General features: G+C 43.6%; 16 protein-coding genes. All 16 read left to right on the top strand.

The genetic code is table 11. The features are described 5' to 3' along the window. Window positions 1–17: 17 nt before the first annotated feature. The 16 genes from fliF to flhF all read left to right on the top strand — a co-directional run bounded on the left by fliF (window position 18) and on the right by flhF (window position 16,815). A complete protein-coding gene (fliF, locus tag SWOO_RS08225; RefSeq protein WP_012324250.1) occupies window positions 18–1,724 on the top strand; it encodes a flagellar basal-body MS-ring/collar protein FliF in 1,707 nt (568 codons plus the stop codon). Next, complete coding sequence (gene fliG, locus SWOO_RS08230) at window positions 1,714–2,763, top strand: flagellar motor switch protein FliG (protein ID WP_012324251.1); 1,050 nt, start codon at window positions 1,714–1,716, stop codon at window positions 2,761–2,763. Before fliF ends, fliG begins: the two co-directional genes overlap by 11 nt. Beyond that, window positions 2,763–3,737, top strand: coding sequence for a flagellar assembly protein FliH (gene fliH, locus SWOO_RS08235; protein WP_012324252.1), 975 nt, complete (start codon window positions 2,763–2,765; stop codon window positions 3,735–3,737). Before fliG ends, fliH begins: the two co-directional genes overlap by 1 nt. A gap of 77 nt (window positions 3,738–3,814) precedes the next feature. Then, window positions 3,815–5,155 carry a flagellar protein export ATPase FliI gene (gene fliI / locus SWOO_RS08240; RefSeq protein ID WP_012324253.1) on the top strand — a complete coding sequence of 447 codons (1,341 nt, stop codon included), beginning with the start codon at window positions 3,815–3,817 and terminating at the stop codon, window positions 5,153–5,155. Between the two features lie 37 nt (window positions 5,156–5,192). Next, complete coding sequence (gene fliJ, locus SWOO_RS08245; protein WP_012324254.1) at window positions 5,193–5,639, top strand: flagellar export protein FliJ; 447 nt, start codon at window positions 5,193–5,195, stop codon at window positions 5,637–5,639. Between the two features lie 153 nt (window positions 5,640–5,792). Beyond that, the gene (locus tag SWOO_RS08250; RefSeq protein WP_012324255.1) at window positions 5,793–7,427 is read left to right on the top strand and encodes a flagellar hook-length control protein FliK; all 1,635 of its coding nucleotides are present in this window, start codon (window positions 5,793–5,795) and stop codon (window positions 7,425–7,427) included. Window positions 7,428–7,544: 117 nt separating this feature from the next. After that, a complete protein-coding gene (gene fliL / locus SWOO_RS08255) occupies window positions 7,545–8,063 on the top strand; it encodes a flagellar basal body-associated protein FliL (protein ID WP_012324256.1) in 519 nt (172 codons plus the stop codon). Window positions 8,064–8,209: 146 nt separating this feature from the next. Next, window positions 8,210–9,238 carry a flagellar motor switch protein FliM gene (gene fliM / locus SWOO_RS08260; protein WP_012324257.1) on the top strand — a complete coding sequence of 343 codons (1,029 nt, stop codon included), beginning with the start codon at window positions 8,210–8,212 and terminating at the stop codon, window positions 9,236–9,238. A 76-nt stretch (window positions 9,239–9,314) separates the two neighbouring features. Beyond that, the gene (gene fliN / locus SWOO_RS08265) at window positions 9,315–9,704 is read left to right on the top strand and encodes a flagellar motor switch protein FliN (protein ID WP_012324258.1); all 390 of its coding nucleotides are present in this window, start codon (window positions 9,315–9,317) and stop codon (window positions 9,702–9,704) included. 10 nt (window positions 9,705–9,714) lie between these two features. Continuing rightward, window positions 9,715–10,089, top strand: coding sequence for a flagellar biosynthetic protein FliO (fliO, locus tag SWOO_RS08270; protein WP_012324259.1), 375 nt, complete (start codon window positions 9,715–9,717; stop codon window positions 10,087–10,089). Then, window positions 10,086–10,832 carry a flagellar type III secretion system pore protein FliP gene (gene fliP, locus SWOO_RS08275; RefSeq protein ID WP_012324260.1) on the top strand — a complete coding sequence of 249 codons (747 nt, stop codon included), beginning with the start codon at window positions 10,086–10,088 and terminating at the stop codon, window positions 10,830–10,832. The genes fliO and fliP overlap by 4 nt, the downstream gene beginning before the upstream one ends. 8 nt (window positions 10,833–10,840) lie before the next feature. Beyond that, window positions 10,841–11,110: a flagellar biosynthetic protein FliQ gene (locus SWOO_RS08280; protein ID WP_012324261.1), complete on the top strand. Its 270-nt coding sequence runs from the start codon at window positions 10,841–10,843 to the stop codon at window positions 11,108–11,110. 76 nt (window positions 11,111–11,186) lie between these two features. Further along, the gene (gene fliR / locus SWOO_RS08285; protein WP_041417551.1) at window positions 11,187–11,984 is read left to right on the top strand and encodes a flagellar biosynthetic protein FliR; all 798 of its coding nucleotides are present in this window, start codon (window positions 11,187–11,189) and stop codon (window positions 11,982–11,984) included. A gap of 3 nt (window positions 11,985–11,987) precedes the next feature. After that, entirely contained in the window at window positions 11,988–13,121 is a 1,134-nt protein-coding gene (gene flhB / locus SWOO_RS08290; RefSeq protein WP_012324263.1) for a flagellar biosynthesis protein FlhB, read from the top strand. Window positions 13,122–13,300: 179 nt separating this feature from the next. Further along, entirely contained in the window at window positions 13,301–15,400 is a 2,100-nt protein-coding gene (gene flhA / locus SWOO_RS08295) for a flagellar biosynthesis protein FlhA (RefSeq protein WP_012324264.1), read from the top strand. Window positions 15,401–15,411: 11 nt separating this feature from the next. Further along, complete coding sequence (gene flhF, locus SWOO_RS08300) at window positions 15,412–16,815, top strand: flagellar biosynthesis protein FlhF (protein ID WP_012324265.1); 1,404 nt, start codon at window positions 15,412–15,414, stop codon at window positions 16,813–16,815. The last annotated feature ends 1 nt before the right edge of the window (window position 16,816 follow it).

The following is a 16,816-nucleotide window of genomic DNA, read 5'->3' on the forward strand; positions in this document are numbered from 1 at the left end:
CTATTTTGAGTACAGATATGGTTGTAGGTACAAATTCCACATTGGCAAGTGATGATATTGCCGGTGGTGTTCAGGAAGAGAATAAGTCTGGTGGACTTGGCTCATTTGGTGGTGTTGATATGTTACGCCAAGTGACAATGGTGCTTGCACTTGCTATCTGTCTTGCTGTGGCTGTTTTTGTCATGTTGTGGGCCCAAGAGCCAGAGTTTCGACCATTGGGTAAAATGGCGACCGAAGATATGATCCAAGTACTCGATGTGTTGGATAAGAACAAGGTTGCTTATAAAATAGAGGGCGATGTTGTTAAAGTGCCTGAGGAGAAGTATCAAGAGGTCAAATTGATGCTTAGCCGTGAAGGGGTGGATAGCGCGTCAAACAGCACTGACTACCTGAGCCAAGATAGTGGCTTTGGTGTAAGTCAACGAATGGAACAAGCAAGGCTTAAACACAGCCAAGAGCTAAATTTAGCTAGAGCGATTGAAGAGCTACGAAGTGTCACTCGTGCAAAAGTGATTTTGGCTATTCCAAAAGAGAATGTGTTTGCCAGAAATCGCTCAAAACCTAGTGCCACTGTAGTGATTAGTGCACGCCGTGCAGGTTTAGGTCAGGAGGAGGTCGATTCGATAGTCGATATCGTTGCTTCTGCTGTACAGGGGTTAGAGCCAACACGTGTTACGGTTACCGATTCTAATGGTCGTTTGCTAAACTCAGGCAGTCAAGATGGTGTATCGGCTCGAGCTAGAAGAGAGCTTGAGTTGGTTCAACAGAAAGAGTCAGAATACCGCAATAAAGTTGAATCCATATTAATGCCGATCCTTGGCCCTGAAAACTTTACCTCTCAAGTTGATGTGAGCATGGATTTTACCGCTGTTGAGCAAACCGCAAAACGCTTTAATCCAGATTTACCAGCGCTTCGCAGTGAGATGACGGTAGAGAATAGTTCTAACTCAGGTGCGATAGGCGGCATACCTGGTGCTTTGAGTAATCAGCCTCCAATGGAAGCGAACATTCCTCAAAATGCATTAGACGGTGAACAGAGTGAAGCAAATAAGAACCCTGGATCCTCTCATAAAGAAGCAACTCGTAATTTTGAATTAGACACCACCATCAGCCATACCAGACAACAGATAGGTGTTGTTAGACGTGTGAGCGTCTCTGTGGCTGTCGATTTTAAGCCTGGTCCCGCTGGTGAAGATGGACAGGTCAATCGAGTACCAAGAACAGATCAAGAGATGGCTAATATTCGTCGTCTACTTGAAGGGGCTGTTGGTTTTAGTACCCAGCGTGGGGATGTTATTGAGGTGGTAACTGTTCCCTTTATGGATCAATTGATCGATGAAGCTCCAGCACCTGAATTATGGGAGCAACCTTGGTTCTGGCGTGCCATTAAACTTGCCATGGGTGGCTTAGTTATTCTGGCGCTGATCCTGTTTATCGTCCGACCTATGTTGAAGAAACTTATCTATCCAGATAGCAGTAACCTACCTGATGAGCCAAAATTTGGTGATGAGTTAGCAGAAATTGAAGATCAATATGCATCGGATACTTTGGGCATGTTAAATCGTCCTGATGCTGAGTACAGCTATAATGATGATGGCTCCATTTTGATACCAGATCTGCATAAAGATGATGATATGATTAAGGCGATTAGGGCACTCGTGGCTAATGAGCCGGAACTGTCTACACAGGTCGTTAAGGGTTGGTTACAAGACAATGAGCAATAATACAGAAGTGGCTGAGGCCGGGGGCAAAGGTTCATCGGTAATCGATGACCTTACAGGTGTAGAAAAAACAGCGATCTTACTGCTAAGTTTAAGTGAAGCCGATGCCGCATCGATCCTTAAACATCTAGAGCCAAAGCAGGTACAGAAAGTGGGTATGGTGATGGCGGCCATGGAAGATTTTGGCCAGGAAAAAGTTATCGCTGTACATCAGTTGTTTCTTGATGAAGTACAAAAATACTCCTCAATAGGCTTTAACAGTGAGGAGTTTGTGCGTAAAGCTCTGACCGCGGCATTAGGTGAAGATAAAGCCGGTAATCTGATCGAACAGATTATTATGGGCAGCGGTGCGAAAGGGTTGGAGTCGCTAAAATGGATGGATTCTCGCCAAGTTGCGACGATTATTCAAAACGAGCACCCACAGATCCAAACCATTGTTCTCTCCTACTTAGAACCCGATCAAGCAGCTGAAATTTTTGCACAATCTCCAGAGAATACTCGTCTGGATTTGATGATGCGTATTGCTAATTTGGAAGAGGTTCAACCTGCTGCCTTGCAAGAGCTGAATGACATTATGGAGAAACAGTTTGCAGGCCAAGGTGGTGCTCAGGCTGCCAAGATGGGTGGCTTGAAAGCTGCGGCTAACATCATGAACTACTTAGACACAGGCGTTGAAAGTCAGTTGATGGAGACGATGCGAGAGTCTGATGAAGAGATGGCGCAACAGATCCAAGACTTAATGTTTGTATTTGAAAACCTTATTGATGTTGATGACTTAGGTATTCAGGCACTGTTGCGAGAAGTTCAACAGGATGTCTTGATGAAAGCGCTCAAAGGCGCAGATGATCAGCTTAAAGAGAAAATATTGGGTAACATGTCTAAACGTGCTGCAGAATTGCTGGCCGATGATCTAGAAGCCATGGGGCCTATTAGGATCAGTGAGGTTGAAGTGGCGCAGAAAGAGATCTTATCCATTGCTCGTCGCCTAAGTGATAGTGGTGAGATTATGCTAGGCGGTGGTGGCGGTGAAGAGTTCTTATAATGAAGTCCAATAAACCTGAAGGTGAGAGCGAAGTTCACCCACCTGAAGCCGATATTGAGTTTAGCCATTGGCATATCCCGGATGTAACAACAGCAGTTCCCGAAGATGTCTCTAATCTTTTTGGACGAAAAGCGGCTCAAAAACCTGTCACGGAGGAACCTGATTCAATTTTACCTCCAACCTTAGGGCAGATAGAGGAGATTAGGCAGGAAGCTGAAAATGAAGGTTTTGCACAGGGAAAAGAGGAGGGGCATCAAGCTGGCCTCGAAACTGGACGTTTAGAGGGGTTAAAGCAGGGCCATGATGAGGGATTCGAGCAGGGCAAAGAGCAAGGTTATCAAGAGGGGGCGGAGAAGGCACTAGAGCTCATCAAACGGTTTGAAGGTTTACTTGAACAGTTTGAAAAGCCTCTTGAACTGCTTGACAATGAGATAGAGCAGGAGCTTGTATCATTGACATTAAAGCTATCTCGCGCAGTGATTGGACATGAAATAAAAACTCATCCAGAGCATATATTATCTGCGTTAAGGCAAGGTGTTGACTCATTGCCTTTGAAAGAGCAAGGGGTTGTGATCCGCTTGCACCCAGAAGACCATGAGCTAGTTGGTTCGTTATACAGTGCCAATCAATTAGAGAAAAATCGTTGGGATTTAGAGAGCGATCCAAGTTTGACTCCTGGCGATTGTATTATTCTTAGTCAGCGGAGCAGTGTCGATATGCGACTTGAGAGTCGAATGAGCACTGTATTGCAGGAGTTAGAGAGTCATCAGCAGAATTTAAGCCAAACCGTTGAGCATCAAAAACAGGCCTTAGATATCGCCTCTGAAGCGAGTCAAGTGCTAGAAACATTGCCTGAAGAGGAGCTCAATGTTGAGACTCAACAGGAGAGCGATGGTGAAGTAACTGATGAGTCTCATCATGTTGAAAATAGCAAAGAACAGAGCCCTGATGACTCTCCTGATAAAGTGGATTAACTCTTTATCCCTATATAGCTGACTATTTATGATCCTCATTCTAGGTATTTATTTCAGAGCAAAAGGCGAATACAAAGATGCATAGCCGCCAAAACCAACTGCTGAATAGAATCAAGCAACAGTCTGGAAAAGTACATCCTTTCATTGCAGAAGCGAGTGGCCAACTAGTACGTGTGGTTGGTTTAACGCTAGAAGCTACCGGCTGCCGCGCGCCTATTGGAAGTCTTTGCAGTATAGAGACATTAGCGGGAGAGCTTGTTGCCGAGGTGATAGGTTTTGACGATGAGCTTCTGTATCTCATGCCTATTGAGGAACTTCGAGGCGTGTTACCTGGCGCTAAAGTTACCCCTCTTGGCGAGCAGAGCGGCTTGAATGTGGGCCTTTCTTTGCTGGGAAGAGTACTTGACGGTAACGGTTTGCCTTTGGATGGTCTGGGCCGATTACAAACCGATCAAAAGGCTCCAAGACATGCCCAGTCTATTAATCCCCTGTCTCGCAGAGCAATCACTGAACCTTTAGATGTTGGAGTGCGGGCCATCAATGCCATGTTGACTGTGGGTAAAGGTCAAAGAATGGGGCTTTTTGCGGGCTCTGGTGTCGGTAAAAGTGTCTTGCTTGGTATGATGACTCGTGGAACCACAGCCGATGTTATTGTGGTGGGCTTGGTCGGTGAGCGTGGCCGAGAGGTTAAAGAGTTTATTGAAGAGATATTGGGTGATGAAGGGCGAGCCCGCTCTGTTGTTGTTGCTGCACCTGCAGATACATCGCCACTTATGCGATTGCGCGCTTGTGAAACATCGACGCGTATCGCCGAATATTTTCGAGACCTAGGTTATAACGTGCTTCTATTGATGGACAGTTTGACCCGCTACGCACAGGCACAAAGGGAGATTGCGCTGGCAGTGGGTGAGCCTCCTGCAACCAAAGGTTATCCGCCTTCAGTATTTGCAAAACTTCCTAAGTTAGTTGAAAGGGCGGGTAATGGAGGGTCAGGACAAGGTTCCATCACAGCATTTTATACTGTGTTAACTGAGGGCGATGACCTGCAAGATCCTATTGCTGATGCTGCTAGGGCTATCTTGGATGGGCATATCGTCCTCTCGAGGCAACTGGCGGATTCTGGACATTACCCTGCAATCGATATTGAGGCGTCAATAAGCCGTGTTGCACCTATGGTGATTAGTCCTGAGCATCTAGAAGCGATGCGCCGAGTTAAGCAAGTTTACTCCCTCTATCAGCAGAACAGGGATCTTATCTCTATCGGTGCCTATACCCAAGGGAGTGATCCAAGAATAGATAACTCTATTCGCTTGCAACCAGCCATGAACGCTTTTTTAAGGCAAACCATGAAGGAAGCCATTCGATTTGATAGTAGCGAGCTTATGCTGAGCCAATTAGGTGCTCAGTGTAAGGTTTAATGACAAGTGTTTTTGAACAGCAAGAGTTGGTGGTTTAATGGCGAAGCATGATCCGTTAGATACAGTGTTAAAACTTGCAAAAGAAGCTGAAGAGCAAGCGGGCTTGCAGCTTAAGTCTGCGCAATTGATGTTGCAAAAGTGCCAGAGTCAACTTGAAGCGCTGAGGAACTACCGTCTCGATTATATGAAACAGATGGAAAATCATCACGGTAAAAATATCAGTGCCAGTTATTACCATCAATTTCATCAATTTGTCAGACAGATAGATGAAGCGATTACTAAACAGATCTCCTCTATTCAGGAGGCTGACTCCCAGAGAGAGCACAGACAGAAATATTGGCAGGAGATGCAACAAAAAAGGAAAGCTGTTGAACTGCTGCTCTCTCATAAAGCAGATAAAGCTCAACAAGCTGAACTAAGGCGTGAACAGAAGATGACTGATGAGTTCGCATCTCAACTGTTTTATCGAAAACGTGCTCGTTAACCCATTCCTTTTAAGTTTCCACTCTTCTAACCTCTTCTTGGCATTGAAATTGCTTCGCTTATAGATATAGATCTTGTCGGCCTAGTCGGTCGACATTTTGACGCTGACTGTGAGCCTTTATATTATTGACAGGCAGTGTTTTTTGGAGGCTTTATGCAGAAGATGACCAATGTACTTTTAGCCAATAACAAAGCTGAAAGTAAGCCAAGTACAGAGAGTAAGCAAGTCACCCAAAGTGATGGGAAAGCGACTAAGGATAGTGATTTCTCCACTGCGCTGCAGCAAGCAAGTGTTGAGGCAAAACAACAGGTTAAATCTGCATCCAAAGAAACCTCAAACAGCGAAATAAAGCAGACTCATGCTCAAGACCCTGAACTTAAAGCTAAAGCCGAAGATGGTGTTGCACAAGATACTGCAGACCAAGACGGTGACTTGATTGATGTATCCCATGTCTTAGCGCAAATCAACCTAGCATCAGAGTTAAGCAAGAGTAGCTCAGGAGCAGAGAGTAAAGCTAGCGGCGATAGTTTGCCGCTTGATGAAATGCTCATTGATGAGCAATCCATTGAAACCTTAATGGTTAAAATTGATGGAGAAGCCGAACAAGATCTCGATATTTTCGATCCAGAAACGTTAGCACCTATTGATGAAAAGTTGTTGGCTGAATTACAAAAGCAAAGTGGTCTTACAAAAGAGGAGTTACAAGCACTTTCACCTGAGATCTTGAACCAGCTCGTTGTGCTAGTTAAGAGTGGTGGTGATCATCAAGCGATACTAGATGCTATTGAGAGCGATAAGCTCTCGCTCGATGATGCAGCCATAATCGAACAAGAAGCTAAACTCTCCGATACTGAGTTGTCACATAATATGCAAACTTTGGCAGGTATCTCTGCTGAGAAAGAGATGAAAAATGGGCAAGGGTCATCGAGCAATAATGAGGCAAAGTCATTAACTGCTGAACAGTTAAGACAAGTAGAAACAGCTAAAGAGGGGCATGTAGTTAAAGGGGAAGAGCCTAAACTCAATCAGCTTCAAGGGCAAGAGTTAGCGTCAAAGCCAAAAGTCGATAATGAGAAGTTCAGTAGCATTTTAGGTGAGAAAACCATAGCTCAACCTGAAGCTACATCTAAGGCGAACAAAACAGATGGGCAAGTTATTGCCGAGCAGCAACTCAAGGGAGCTGAACTAACGGTAAAACTGCAGCCTGTTAAGGCAGGAAGTGAGCAATCCTTAGTATTAAGTGAATCATTGCAGGGGGGAGAATCTAAATTGCAACAAACAAGCTCCCTGTTATCGCCTCAACCTCAACGAACTGATATCGCCCAGATACAACTCTCATTAAGACAAAGCAACGAGCAGCAGGTTCAGTTACAAGATATGATCCAACGGTTTGCTCCAGTGATGAAGCAGCAGTTAGTTACTATGGTGAGTCAAGGGGTTCAACATGCTGAGATTAGGTTAGATCCACCTGAGTTAGGCCAGTTAATGGTAAGAATTCAAGTGCAAGGCGATCAAACTCAAGTTCAGTTTCAGGTGGCGCAACACCAAACCCGAGATATGATTGAGCAGGCTATTCCGCGATTGAAAGATCTTTTATCTGAGCAGGGGATGCAGTTGACTGACAGTCAGGTTTCTCAAGAAGACTCGAACAATGGTGAAGGTGAGCAGGCAAGCGATGATAATGGAGATCAATTTACCTCTGAACTGGATGAAATCTCAGCAGAAGAATCATTAATAAGCTCAAAACAAGCAACTAGTTACCGTTCGGGTATAGATTATTACGCATAAGCAGGTAACCTATAGAGATCAATGTGAGGATCGCGCCAATTTTAGCTACAATCCTTATTATGAATACATTGCATATCTAGCAGTAGCATCTAGAGGCATTATAAAAAAGGAAATAAAATGGCTGATGAAGAATCATTAGAACTTGAAGAGAATGGTGAACCGAAAAGTAAGAAGAAGCTAATTTTTGGTGTCATTGGCTTAGTTTTATTACTGGCTATTGGTGGGGGAGTTTGGTTTTTCTTAGGCTCAAGCGAACCTAGCGATGAGGCTGCTGTTGAAGGTGAAGCGGCTGAAGTGGTTGAAGAGGTGAATACCGGAGAGGCTTTTTATGTTGGTATGCCTAGGCCATTTCTATTTAATTTGCCAGGTGCTTCCCGTTCAAGATTAGTTGAGATTAAAGTCCAATTGATGGTTCGTGGCGGTGACGATGATGTCTTAATTAAAAAACATATCCCGTTAATTGAAGATGCACTGCTGACTACTTTTAGTAGTGCTGATGTTCAAAAAATGAGCTCTCTGGCAGGGAAAGATGAATTACGCCAGTTAGCACTGTTAAATGTTCAAAACACGCTCCAGCCTGTTACAGGGCGAAAAGTTGTCGAGAAAGTACTGTTTACTGGTTTTGTGATGCAGTAACTGGTGGCTGTAGTTTATTAAGTTTTCCGATTCAGATATCACTATATGATGTCATTACTTTTTGGTAAAAGCTTTTACCTTAAAGCGATGAGTATGAAAACGTTTATATGATGAATCGTTCCTTTTTAGTTTAATAAGGCAATATTGTGAGTGATCTATTAAGCCAAGACGAAATTGACGCGCTACTTCACGGGGTAGATGACGTAGAGGAAGAGGAAGTTGAAGAGGGGGGAGTGGATGCTCGCTCCTATGACTTCTCCTCCCAAGATCGTATTGTGCGCGGACGTATGCCTACGCTTGAGATTGTTAATGAGCGTTTTGCTCGCCATCTGCGTATCAGTATGTTCAATATGATGCGTCGTGCAGCCGAGGTTTCCATCAACGGTGTACAGATGCTCAAGTTTGGCGAGTACGTGCATACGTTATTTGTTCCAACCAGCTTAAATATGGTGCGTTTTAACCCACTTAAAGGGACTGCACTTATCACAATGGAAGCAAGGTTAGTTTTTATTCTGGTGGACAACTTCTTTGGTGGTGATGGACGCTTTCACGCTAAAATTGAGGGGCGTGAGTTTACTCCGACAGAAAGACGAATTGTGCAACTGCTGCTGAAGATAATCTTTGAAGATTATAAAGATGCTTGGGCCCCAGTCATGGATGTGGAGTTTGATTATCTGGATTCAGAAGTTAACCCTGCAATGGCCAATATTGTAAGCCCAACAGAAGTTGTTGTTATCAGCTCATTCCATATTGAGGTTGATGGTGGTGGCGGTGACTTTCACATCACTATGCCTTACTCCATGATTGAGCCGATACGAGAGCTTCTCGATGCCGGTGTGCAAAGTGATACGCAAGATACCGATATGCGTTGGTCTCAGGCATTAAAAGACGAGATCATGGATGTTAATGTTGGTTTAGATGCAACTGTTGTTGAACATCAGATCACACTTAAAGATGTGATGGAGTTGAAGCAGGGAGACATTATTCCTGTTGAGCTGCCTGAACATATCATTTTGCGCGTTGAAGACTTACCAACCTTTAGGTGTAAATTAGGTAAAGCTCGGGATAATCTCGCGCTTAGAGTGATCCAGAAAATTCCTCGACCTGAAACAGCCAAATCTGAGCTTCATTTAATTACCCGTAAAGCGAAAGTTCGGGAAGTGAAAGAGTTATAACATGCTAAATAGCGTGTTTCCCAATAAATATCATGGTTTAACACGTTGTTTGATAATGAAATATTAAGGTGTAAAGATGAGTACTGAAGATACTGGTGATGATTGGGCAAATGCAATGGCTGAGCAGGCGTTGGAAGAAGCCGAAGCTGTTGAACTTGACGAACTGACTGATAATACCACAGCAGCGGATCTATCAGAGGAGGATGTTGCCAAATTAGATGCAATTATGGATATCCCAGTGACCATCTCTATGGAAGTGGGACGTAGCTTTATCAATATCCGTAACTTACTACAACTTAACCAAGGCTCGGTTGTCGAGTTAGATCGCGTTGCTGGTGAGCCTTTGGACGTCATGGTTAATGGCACACTTATCGCTCATGGTGAAGTGGTTGTGGTTAACGATAAATTTGGTATTCGTTTGACTGATGTGATAAGTCAAACGGAGCGTATTAAAAAGCTTAAATAAAGGCCCTAAAATGCTCTCATTGCTAGTTGGCGGTGCTACTTCCGCCTCTGAGTTAGCGACTCCCCTAGAGAAAGGTACTGGGATGGACGCGTTATTAAATATGATGGGGGGACTGATTTTAGTCCTAGTGTTGATATTTGTATTAGCCTATATCGTCAAACGGCTTAACTTGGTGCCAGCTAGTAATGGTGTGTTGAAAATGGTGGCGGCAACACCACTTGGACAGAGAGAGAAAGTGGTGTTGATAGAGGTTGAAGGGCAGCAATACTTGCTAGGGGTTACCGCTCAGCAAGTAAACTTGATCGATAAGCTCGATACTGCTGTCAAAACAGATCCCGACTCCTTCGCAACTCGACTGCGTCAAGCTAAGACAAAACAACTATGAATCGATTGTTGCTATTAATTACCTTCACTTTACTGCTTTTTTCTCCTGATATTTTTGCACAGGATGGCATATTACCTGCGGTGACAGTTTCAACTGGCGCCGATGGCGATACTCAATATTCGGTCACAATGCAGATATTGCTGTTGATGACGGCACTGAGCTTCCTGCCTGCCATGCTCATTATGTTGACATCGTTTACACGCATTATCATTGTTTTATCAATTCTTCGCCAAGCAATTGGTTTACAGCAAACTCCCTCTAATCAAGTCTTGATTGGTATGAGTATGTTTCTTACTTTTTTCATCATGTCACCGGTTTTTGACAAGGTTTATGATAGCGCGGTGAAGCCTTACATGAATGAAAGTATGAATATAGAGCAGGCGTTTCATGTTGGAAAAGAGCCAATTAAAGAGTTTATGTTGGCACAAACTCGTGTGACAGATCTGGAAACCTTCGTAGAGATCTCTGGTTATCAAAACATTAATTCAGTAGATGAAGCTCCCATGAGTGTCATCATTCCGGCGTTTATCACCAGTGAGTTAAAAACAGCCTTTCAGATCGGATTTATGCTATTTGTCCCATTTTTGGTGCTCGACCTTGTGGTCGCCAGTATTTTGATGGCCATGGGTATGATGATGCTCTCTCCTATGATTGTCTCTTTGCCCTTTAAAATCATGCTGTTTGTACTTGTCGATGGCTGGAGCTTGGTTATGGGTACCTTGGCGAATAGTTTTGGGACTTAGGGGGCTATATGAGTCCAGAATCACTGGTTGATATTTTCCGTGAAGCCTTATCTGTCATCGTTACTATTGTTTCGTTGATCATCTTACCTGGCCTAGTTATTGGTCTTATTGTGGCGGTTTTTCAGGCTGCAACCTCTATTAACGAACAAACATTAAGTTTTTTACCTCGTCTATTAACGACACTATTTGCGCTTATGTTTCTGGGACATACATTGATTCAAACTATGATGGAGTTCTTCTTTGAAATGGTGAATATGATCCCGCAGGTGATTGGCTAATGAGTGCCTGTCACGCATTTTTTTTGAATATATGTCTGCTTAGAGAGCAGAGCATGGTTAGTCTGAGTCGATAACCATGGAGATATTAATGGGGACCTTAATGGATGCTATTGCATCCTATATGTGGCCATTATTCCGTGTCGCCAGTATGTTGATGGCAATGGCAATTGTCGGTGCCAATACAACTCCGGTTCGAATACGACTGCTGCTCTCGATGACAATTACATTTGCCATCGCCCCAGTGCTTCCTCCCATGGAGAACGTTGATCTATTTTCTCTCTCATCAGGCTTTATTATTTTTCAGCAGATAATCATTGGCGTGGCAATGGGGTTTGTGACTTTATTGGTTATGCAAACTTTTGTTCTAACGGGTCAAATAATTGGTATGCAGACAAGTTTAGGTTTTGCGTCCATGGTTGATCCCTCATCCGGTCAGCAAACACCTGTGATTGGTAACTTCTTTTTGCTGCTCACAACCATGATATTTTTAGCTGTCGATGGCCATTTAGTCTTAATTCGTATGTTGGTTGTTAGCTTTGATACTATTCCCATTTCCGACCAAGGGATCAGTATTGCAAGTTATAAGCTATTAGCGGAGTGGGGGGCATATATGTTTGGAGCAGCCTTAACGATGTCGATGACGGCCATTGTAGCCCTGCTTATGATTAACCTCTCATTTGGCGTTATGACACGGGCATCCCCACAGCTGAACATCTTTGCCATCGGTTTCCCAGTTACTATGGTTACAGGTTTATTTATTCTATGGTTAACCTTAACACCTATTATGGAGCACTTTGGCGCAGTATGGCGCGATGCACAGCTGCTTTTATGTGACATCGTTGAACTTCAATGCAATGTCGATGGAAGGTTTTAATGTATGGCTGAAAACGACAGTAGCCAAGAGAAAACCGAAGAGGCAACTCCCAGGCGCAGGGAGCAAGCGCGAGAAAAAGGTCAGGTTGCCCGTTCAAAAGAGTTAGGTACCTCAGCGGTTCTCCTCGCTTCAGCTGTTGGTTTTGTCATGGCAGGTCCAGGCATTGCAAAAGCATTAGCGTCAATTATGACGAATCTATTTACCATTGATAGAGCGCAAGTATTTGATACAAATGAGATGTTCCTTATATGGAAGTTTATTGGGCTTGAATTAGCATTCCCTATCTTAAGTTTGATAGCCTTTCTAGCGGTAGTATCATTTATTGGTAACATTGTCCTCGGTGGGATCACTTTTTCGGTCAAAGCATTTATGCCTAAACCTGATAAAATGAGCCCTGTCAAGGGGTTTAAGAGAATGTTTGGTGTACAGGCCTTGGTTGAATTAACTAAAGGTATTGCTAAGTTTTCGGTCGTTGCCTTAGCGGCTTACTTTCTGCTCAGCTTCTATTTCGATGATATTCTAGCGCTCTCTCGTGAGCACCTTCCTGGTAATGTTTATCACTCTTTAGATTTACTTGCATGGATGTTTATACTGCTCTGCTCCTCAACCTTGCTCATTGTGGTTATCGATGTTCCATTTCAGATCTGGAATCACAATAAGCAGCTTAAAATGACCAAACAGGAGATTAAAGATGAGTACAAAGACACCGAAGGGAAACCTGAAGTTAAAGGAAAAGTAAGACAGATGCAGAGGGAGATGGCGCAAAGGCGAATGATGAGTGAAGTGCCGAACGCCGATGTTATCGTGGTCAACCCGGAGCATTACGCTGTGGCAGTAAAATATGATGTAATGAAGTCTACTGCCCCTTATGTGTTAGCCAAAGGGGTTGATGATGTCGCATTTAAAATTAGAGAGATAGCAAGAGAACATGAGATTGCTATTGTATCTGCTCCCCCTTTAGCCCGTGCGATTTACCATACGACGAAAATAGAGCAAGAGATCCCTGAAGGGTTATTTACTGCTGTGGCTCAGGTGTTAGCCTATGTATTTCAGCTTCGCCAATATCAACAAAAGGGTGGCAGAAAGCCGACTCCCATTCCCGTCAACCAGCCCATTCCTGATGAGTTAAAACATTAAGTATACTTTTGCTGTTAATTTGTTCAGTTAGAAAGCTAGAACATTCATTTAACGGGATTTAAAGAGTATAGTGACAAACTTGGAAAATATTAATTAAATCAACCGCTATTAATTAATGAAGTATATTGGCTTAAATCTTGCTGTATCAGAGCTAGATGTCAAAGTTTGGACTCTTTTTAATGGATGTTAAAGCAAGCCTAGGTCAGTTTAAAAATATTAAACCTGCTCATTTTAAAGGGGTGGGGACTCCGTTACTTGTGCTGGCAGCCTTGGCGATGATTGTGTTGCCAATACCTGCATTTCTGCTTGATATCCTGTTTTCTTTTAATATCTCATTAGCATTAGTTATTTTACTTGTGGCTATCTATACGGATAGGCCGTTAGATTTTGCCGCTTTCCCTAGTGTTCTGTTGGTTGCGACCCTATTGCGGTTAGCGCTTAATGTGGCTTCGACTCGAGTGGTGTTACTTGAAGGGCATAATGGTGGCGATGCTGCTGGTAAAGTGATTGAAGCCTTTGGTTCAGTGGTCATTGGCGGTAACTACGCCGTCGGACTGGTTGTATTTTTAATCCTCATTATCATCAACTTTGCCGTTGTAACAAAAGGTGCTGGTCGAATTTCAGAGGTGAGTGCTCGCTTTACCTTGGATGCTATGCCGGGCAAGCAGATGGCCATTGATGCCGATCTAAATGCGGGTGTGCTCAATCAAGACCAAGCCAGAATAAGACGTGCTGAAGTGACAAAAGAAGCCGATTTTTATGGTGCAATGGATGGTGCTTCTAAATTTGTAAAAGGTGATGCCATAGCGGGGATAATGATCTTAGTGATTAATATTCTAGGTGGTTTTGTTATCGGTATGGTGCAGCACGACCTTGATTTTTCAACTGCGGTTGAGATCTACACTCTGCTTACCATTGGTGACGGCCTAGTGGCTCAAATCCCTGGCCTACTTCTATCAATAGCCGCTGCATTGATGGTGACACGTCAAAACGAGTCTGGTGACATGGGCCAGATGATGATGAGCCAGATGTTTGACAGTCCTAAATCAATTGCTATCGCATCAGGTGTGTTGTTGATCATGGGAATTGTCCCGGGCATGCCCCATTTCGCTTTTATCTCTTTCGGTATAATCACGGCTTCTATTGCTTACTTTCTTTACCGAAAACAAGAGAGTAAGCGAGCGCATGCATTAGAGCTTGCGCAAAAATCTCCTGCTGAAACCGCTGATGCTAAACCAAAAGAGTTAAGTTGGGATGATGTACAACATGTTGACACTATTGGTTTAGAGGTGGGGTATCGTTTAATTCCTCTTGTTGATAAAGGTCAAGGCGGTGAGCTGCTTGGTCGAATAAAAGGTGTGCGTAAGAAGCTTTCTCAAGAGTTGGGCTTCTTAGTACCGGCTGTGCATATACGCGATAATTTAGATCTCTCTCCAAACAGCTATCGGATCTCTTTGATGGGAGTTGCCTCTGGTGAAGCTGATATCAGGCATGATTGTGAGTTAGCGATTAACCCTGGGCAAGTGTACGGAAAACTTGATGGGGTTGAAACTACAGATCCCGCTTTTGGCTTAGAGGCCGTTTGGATCGCTCCAGAGCTAAGAGAACACGCGCAATCATTAGGTTATACCGTCGTAGATGCTGCCACGGTTGTTGCTACTCATTTAAGTCAACTACTAACGAACAATGCGGCCAAATTACTGGGGTATGAAGAGGTTCAACAGTTGATGGATATGCTGAAGAAGCACTCTCCTAAGCTTGTGGATGGATTTATTCCTGATGTTATGCCCTTGGGGACAGTGGTTAAAGTGATGCAGAATCTACTTAATGAAGGTGTTTCTATTCGCGACCTTAAGACGATAGTGCAAACTTTGTTAGAGTATGGGCCAAAGAGTGCTGATACAGAAGTGCTTACAGCAGCGGTTCGAATTTCGTTAAAACGTATGATTGTTCAGGAGATCAGCGGGCCAGAAACTGAAATCCCTGTCATAACTTTGGCGCCAGAGTTGGAACAGATGTTGCATCAGTCTATGCAAGCGACAGGGGGGGAAGGTCCGAATATCGAACCGAGTCTTGCTGAACGAATGCAGAAGTCATTAGAAGATGCATCCCAAAGACAAGAGATGATAGGGCAACCCGCAATATTGCTTACTTCAGGTATGCTACGTTCAACCCTATCTAGGTTTGTTAAGCATACAATCCCGAATCTAAGGGTTATCTCCTATCAGGAAGTACCCGATGAAAAGCAGATAAGAATAGTGTCTGCGGTTGGCCAGTAGAGGGTGTGTAAGTGAAGATTAAACGATTTTTAGCAAAAGATATGCGCACAGCCCTAGCTCAAGTCAAAGAGACTCTAGGCTCTGATGCTGTCATTATGTCAAATAAAAAGGTGACGGGTGGTATTGAGATTGTGGCGGCAGTTGATTATGACGAGCCAAAGCCCAATTTACAGAAAGCTCCAAAGACACCAGCGACACCAAGTTTCATGGATTTGGCTGAAGAGAAAATATCACTGGGCTTTAAAAGGCCAGTAAGAACAGAAACTAAGGCAAATCCTGCTCCCGCTGCCGATTCTTTACAAGCATTACTTGAGCGACAGCAAAGTAGAGTGAACCAACAAGCTACCAATAAAAGTGCTGAGCTGGAGATGCCTGATTGGGCGAAAGGGTTAAAAGCTCCTGAGGTTAAGAAAGCTGCTCCTGAGGTTGAACCTCAGCAATATGCGCAAAGAAACCATGGGAATTCGAAAGCTAACTCTGGGTCTAATCAAGAGATGGATGCCATGCGTGAAGAGCTGGCGTCGCTGCGTAACTTACTGACACATCAAGTGACCTCTCTATTATCTGAGCAGAAAAGCCGCACAAACCCTGTGGGCGCTATGTTAGAAAGTAAGCTGTTAGAAGCTGAGTTCTCTCCAATGGTAGCGACAAAACTATCAGATTTAAGTGAGCACTATCAGCCAGCTGAATTAGTCAAAGCTTTGCCTCGCTGTTTAGCAAATATGCTAGATAATCAAGGGGATGATATTGTTCGCCAAGGTGGTGTTGTTGCTTTTGTTGGTCCAACTGGAGTCGGTAAAACAACCACAGTTGCAAAGTTAGCTGCTCGATTTGCTGCACACCATGGTTCAGATCAAGTTGCACTGATAACAACAGATCATTATCGTATTGGAGCCTTTGAGCAATTGGCAACCTATGGCAAAATAATGGGGTGCCCAGTTAAGCAGGCTCATGATCTCAATGAGTTGGAACAAATTCTTTATCAGTTCCGTAATCGCAAGCTAGTATTGATAGATACGGCGGGCATGGGACAAAGAGATCTAAGACTTTTTCAACAACTAGATAATTTAGCTGCAAATAGCAGATTACCTATCAGGAGTTATCTGGTACTGTCAGCAACAGGACAGAGAAGAGTATTAGAAGATGCTGTCGCACAATTTAAGCGAATTCCGCTTTCGGGTGCCGTGTTAACTAAACTTGATGAGTCAGTTTCTTTAGCACCAGCGTTAAGCGTATTGATACAAAGTGGGTTACCATTAAGTTATGTTACTGATGGTCAAAGGGTTCCTGAAGATATGCAAGTTGCTGATACATTAGCATTAGCAAACAAAGCGCTGTCAGTATTAAACAGGAAAGAACAAGTAATAGAACAGAACAGTGAGCGCTCTGAAGAAAGGGCCTATGCATTTGAGTAAA

Origin of the sequence: Shewanella woodyi ATCC 51908, assembly GCF_000019525.1 — a bacterium.
Lineage (GTDB): Bacteria > Pseudomonadota > Gammaproteobacteria > Enterobacterales > Shewanellaceae > Shewanella > Shewanella woodyi.

Coding starts and splice junctions, on each gene's coding strand:
- fliF (WP_012324250.1), top strand. CDS start 18: ATGGTTGTAGGTACAAATTCCACATTGGCAAGTGATGATATTGCCGGT.
- fliG (WP_012324251.1), top strand. CDS start 1,714: ATGAGCAATAATACAGAAGTGGCTGAGGCCGGGGGCAAAGGTTCATCG.
- fliH (WP_012324252.1), top strand. CDS start 2,763: ATGAAGTCCAATAAACCTGAAGGTGAGAGCGAAGTTCACCCACCTGAA.
- fliI (WP_012324253.1), top strand. CDS start 3,815: ATGCATAGCCGCCAAAACCAACTGCTGAATAGAATCAAGCAACAGTCT.
- fliJ (WP_012324254.1), top strand. CDS start 5,193: ATGGCGAAGCATGATCCGTTAGATACAGTGTTAAAACTTGCAAAAGAA.
- SWOO_RS08250 (WP_012324255.1), top strand. CDS start 5,793: ATGCAGAAGATGACCAATGTACTTTTAGCCAATAACAAAGCTGAAAGT.
- fliL (WP_012324256.1), top strand. CDS start 7,545: ATGGCTGATGAAGAATCATTAGAACTTGAAGAGAATGGTGAACCGAAA.
- fliN (WP_012324258.1), top strand. CDS start 9,315: ATGAGTACTGAAGATACTGGTGATGATTGGGCAAATGCAATGGCTGAG.
- fliO (WP_012324259.1), top strand. CDS start 9,715: ATGCTCTCATTGCTAGTTGGCGGTGCTACTTCCGCCTCTGAGTTAGCG.
- fliP (WP_012324260.1), top strand. CDS start 10,086: ATGAATCGATTGTTGCTATTAATTACCTTCACTTTACTGCTTTTTTCT.
- SWOO_RS08280 (WP_012324261.1), top strand. CDS start 10,841: ATGAGTCCAGAATCACTGGTTGATATTTTCCGTGAAGCCTTATCTGTC.
- fliR (WP_041417551.1), top strand. CDS start 11,187: ATGGAGATATTAATGGGGACCTTAATGGATGCTATTGCATCCTATATG.
- flhB (WP_012324263.1), top strand. CDS start 11,988: ATGGCTGAAAACGACAGTAGCCAAGAGAAAACCGAAGAGGCAACTCCC.
- flhA (WP_012324264.1), top strand. CDS start 13,301: ATGGATGTTAAAGCAAGCCTAGGTCAGTTTAAAAATATTAAACCTGCT.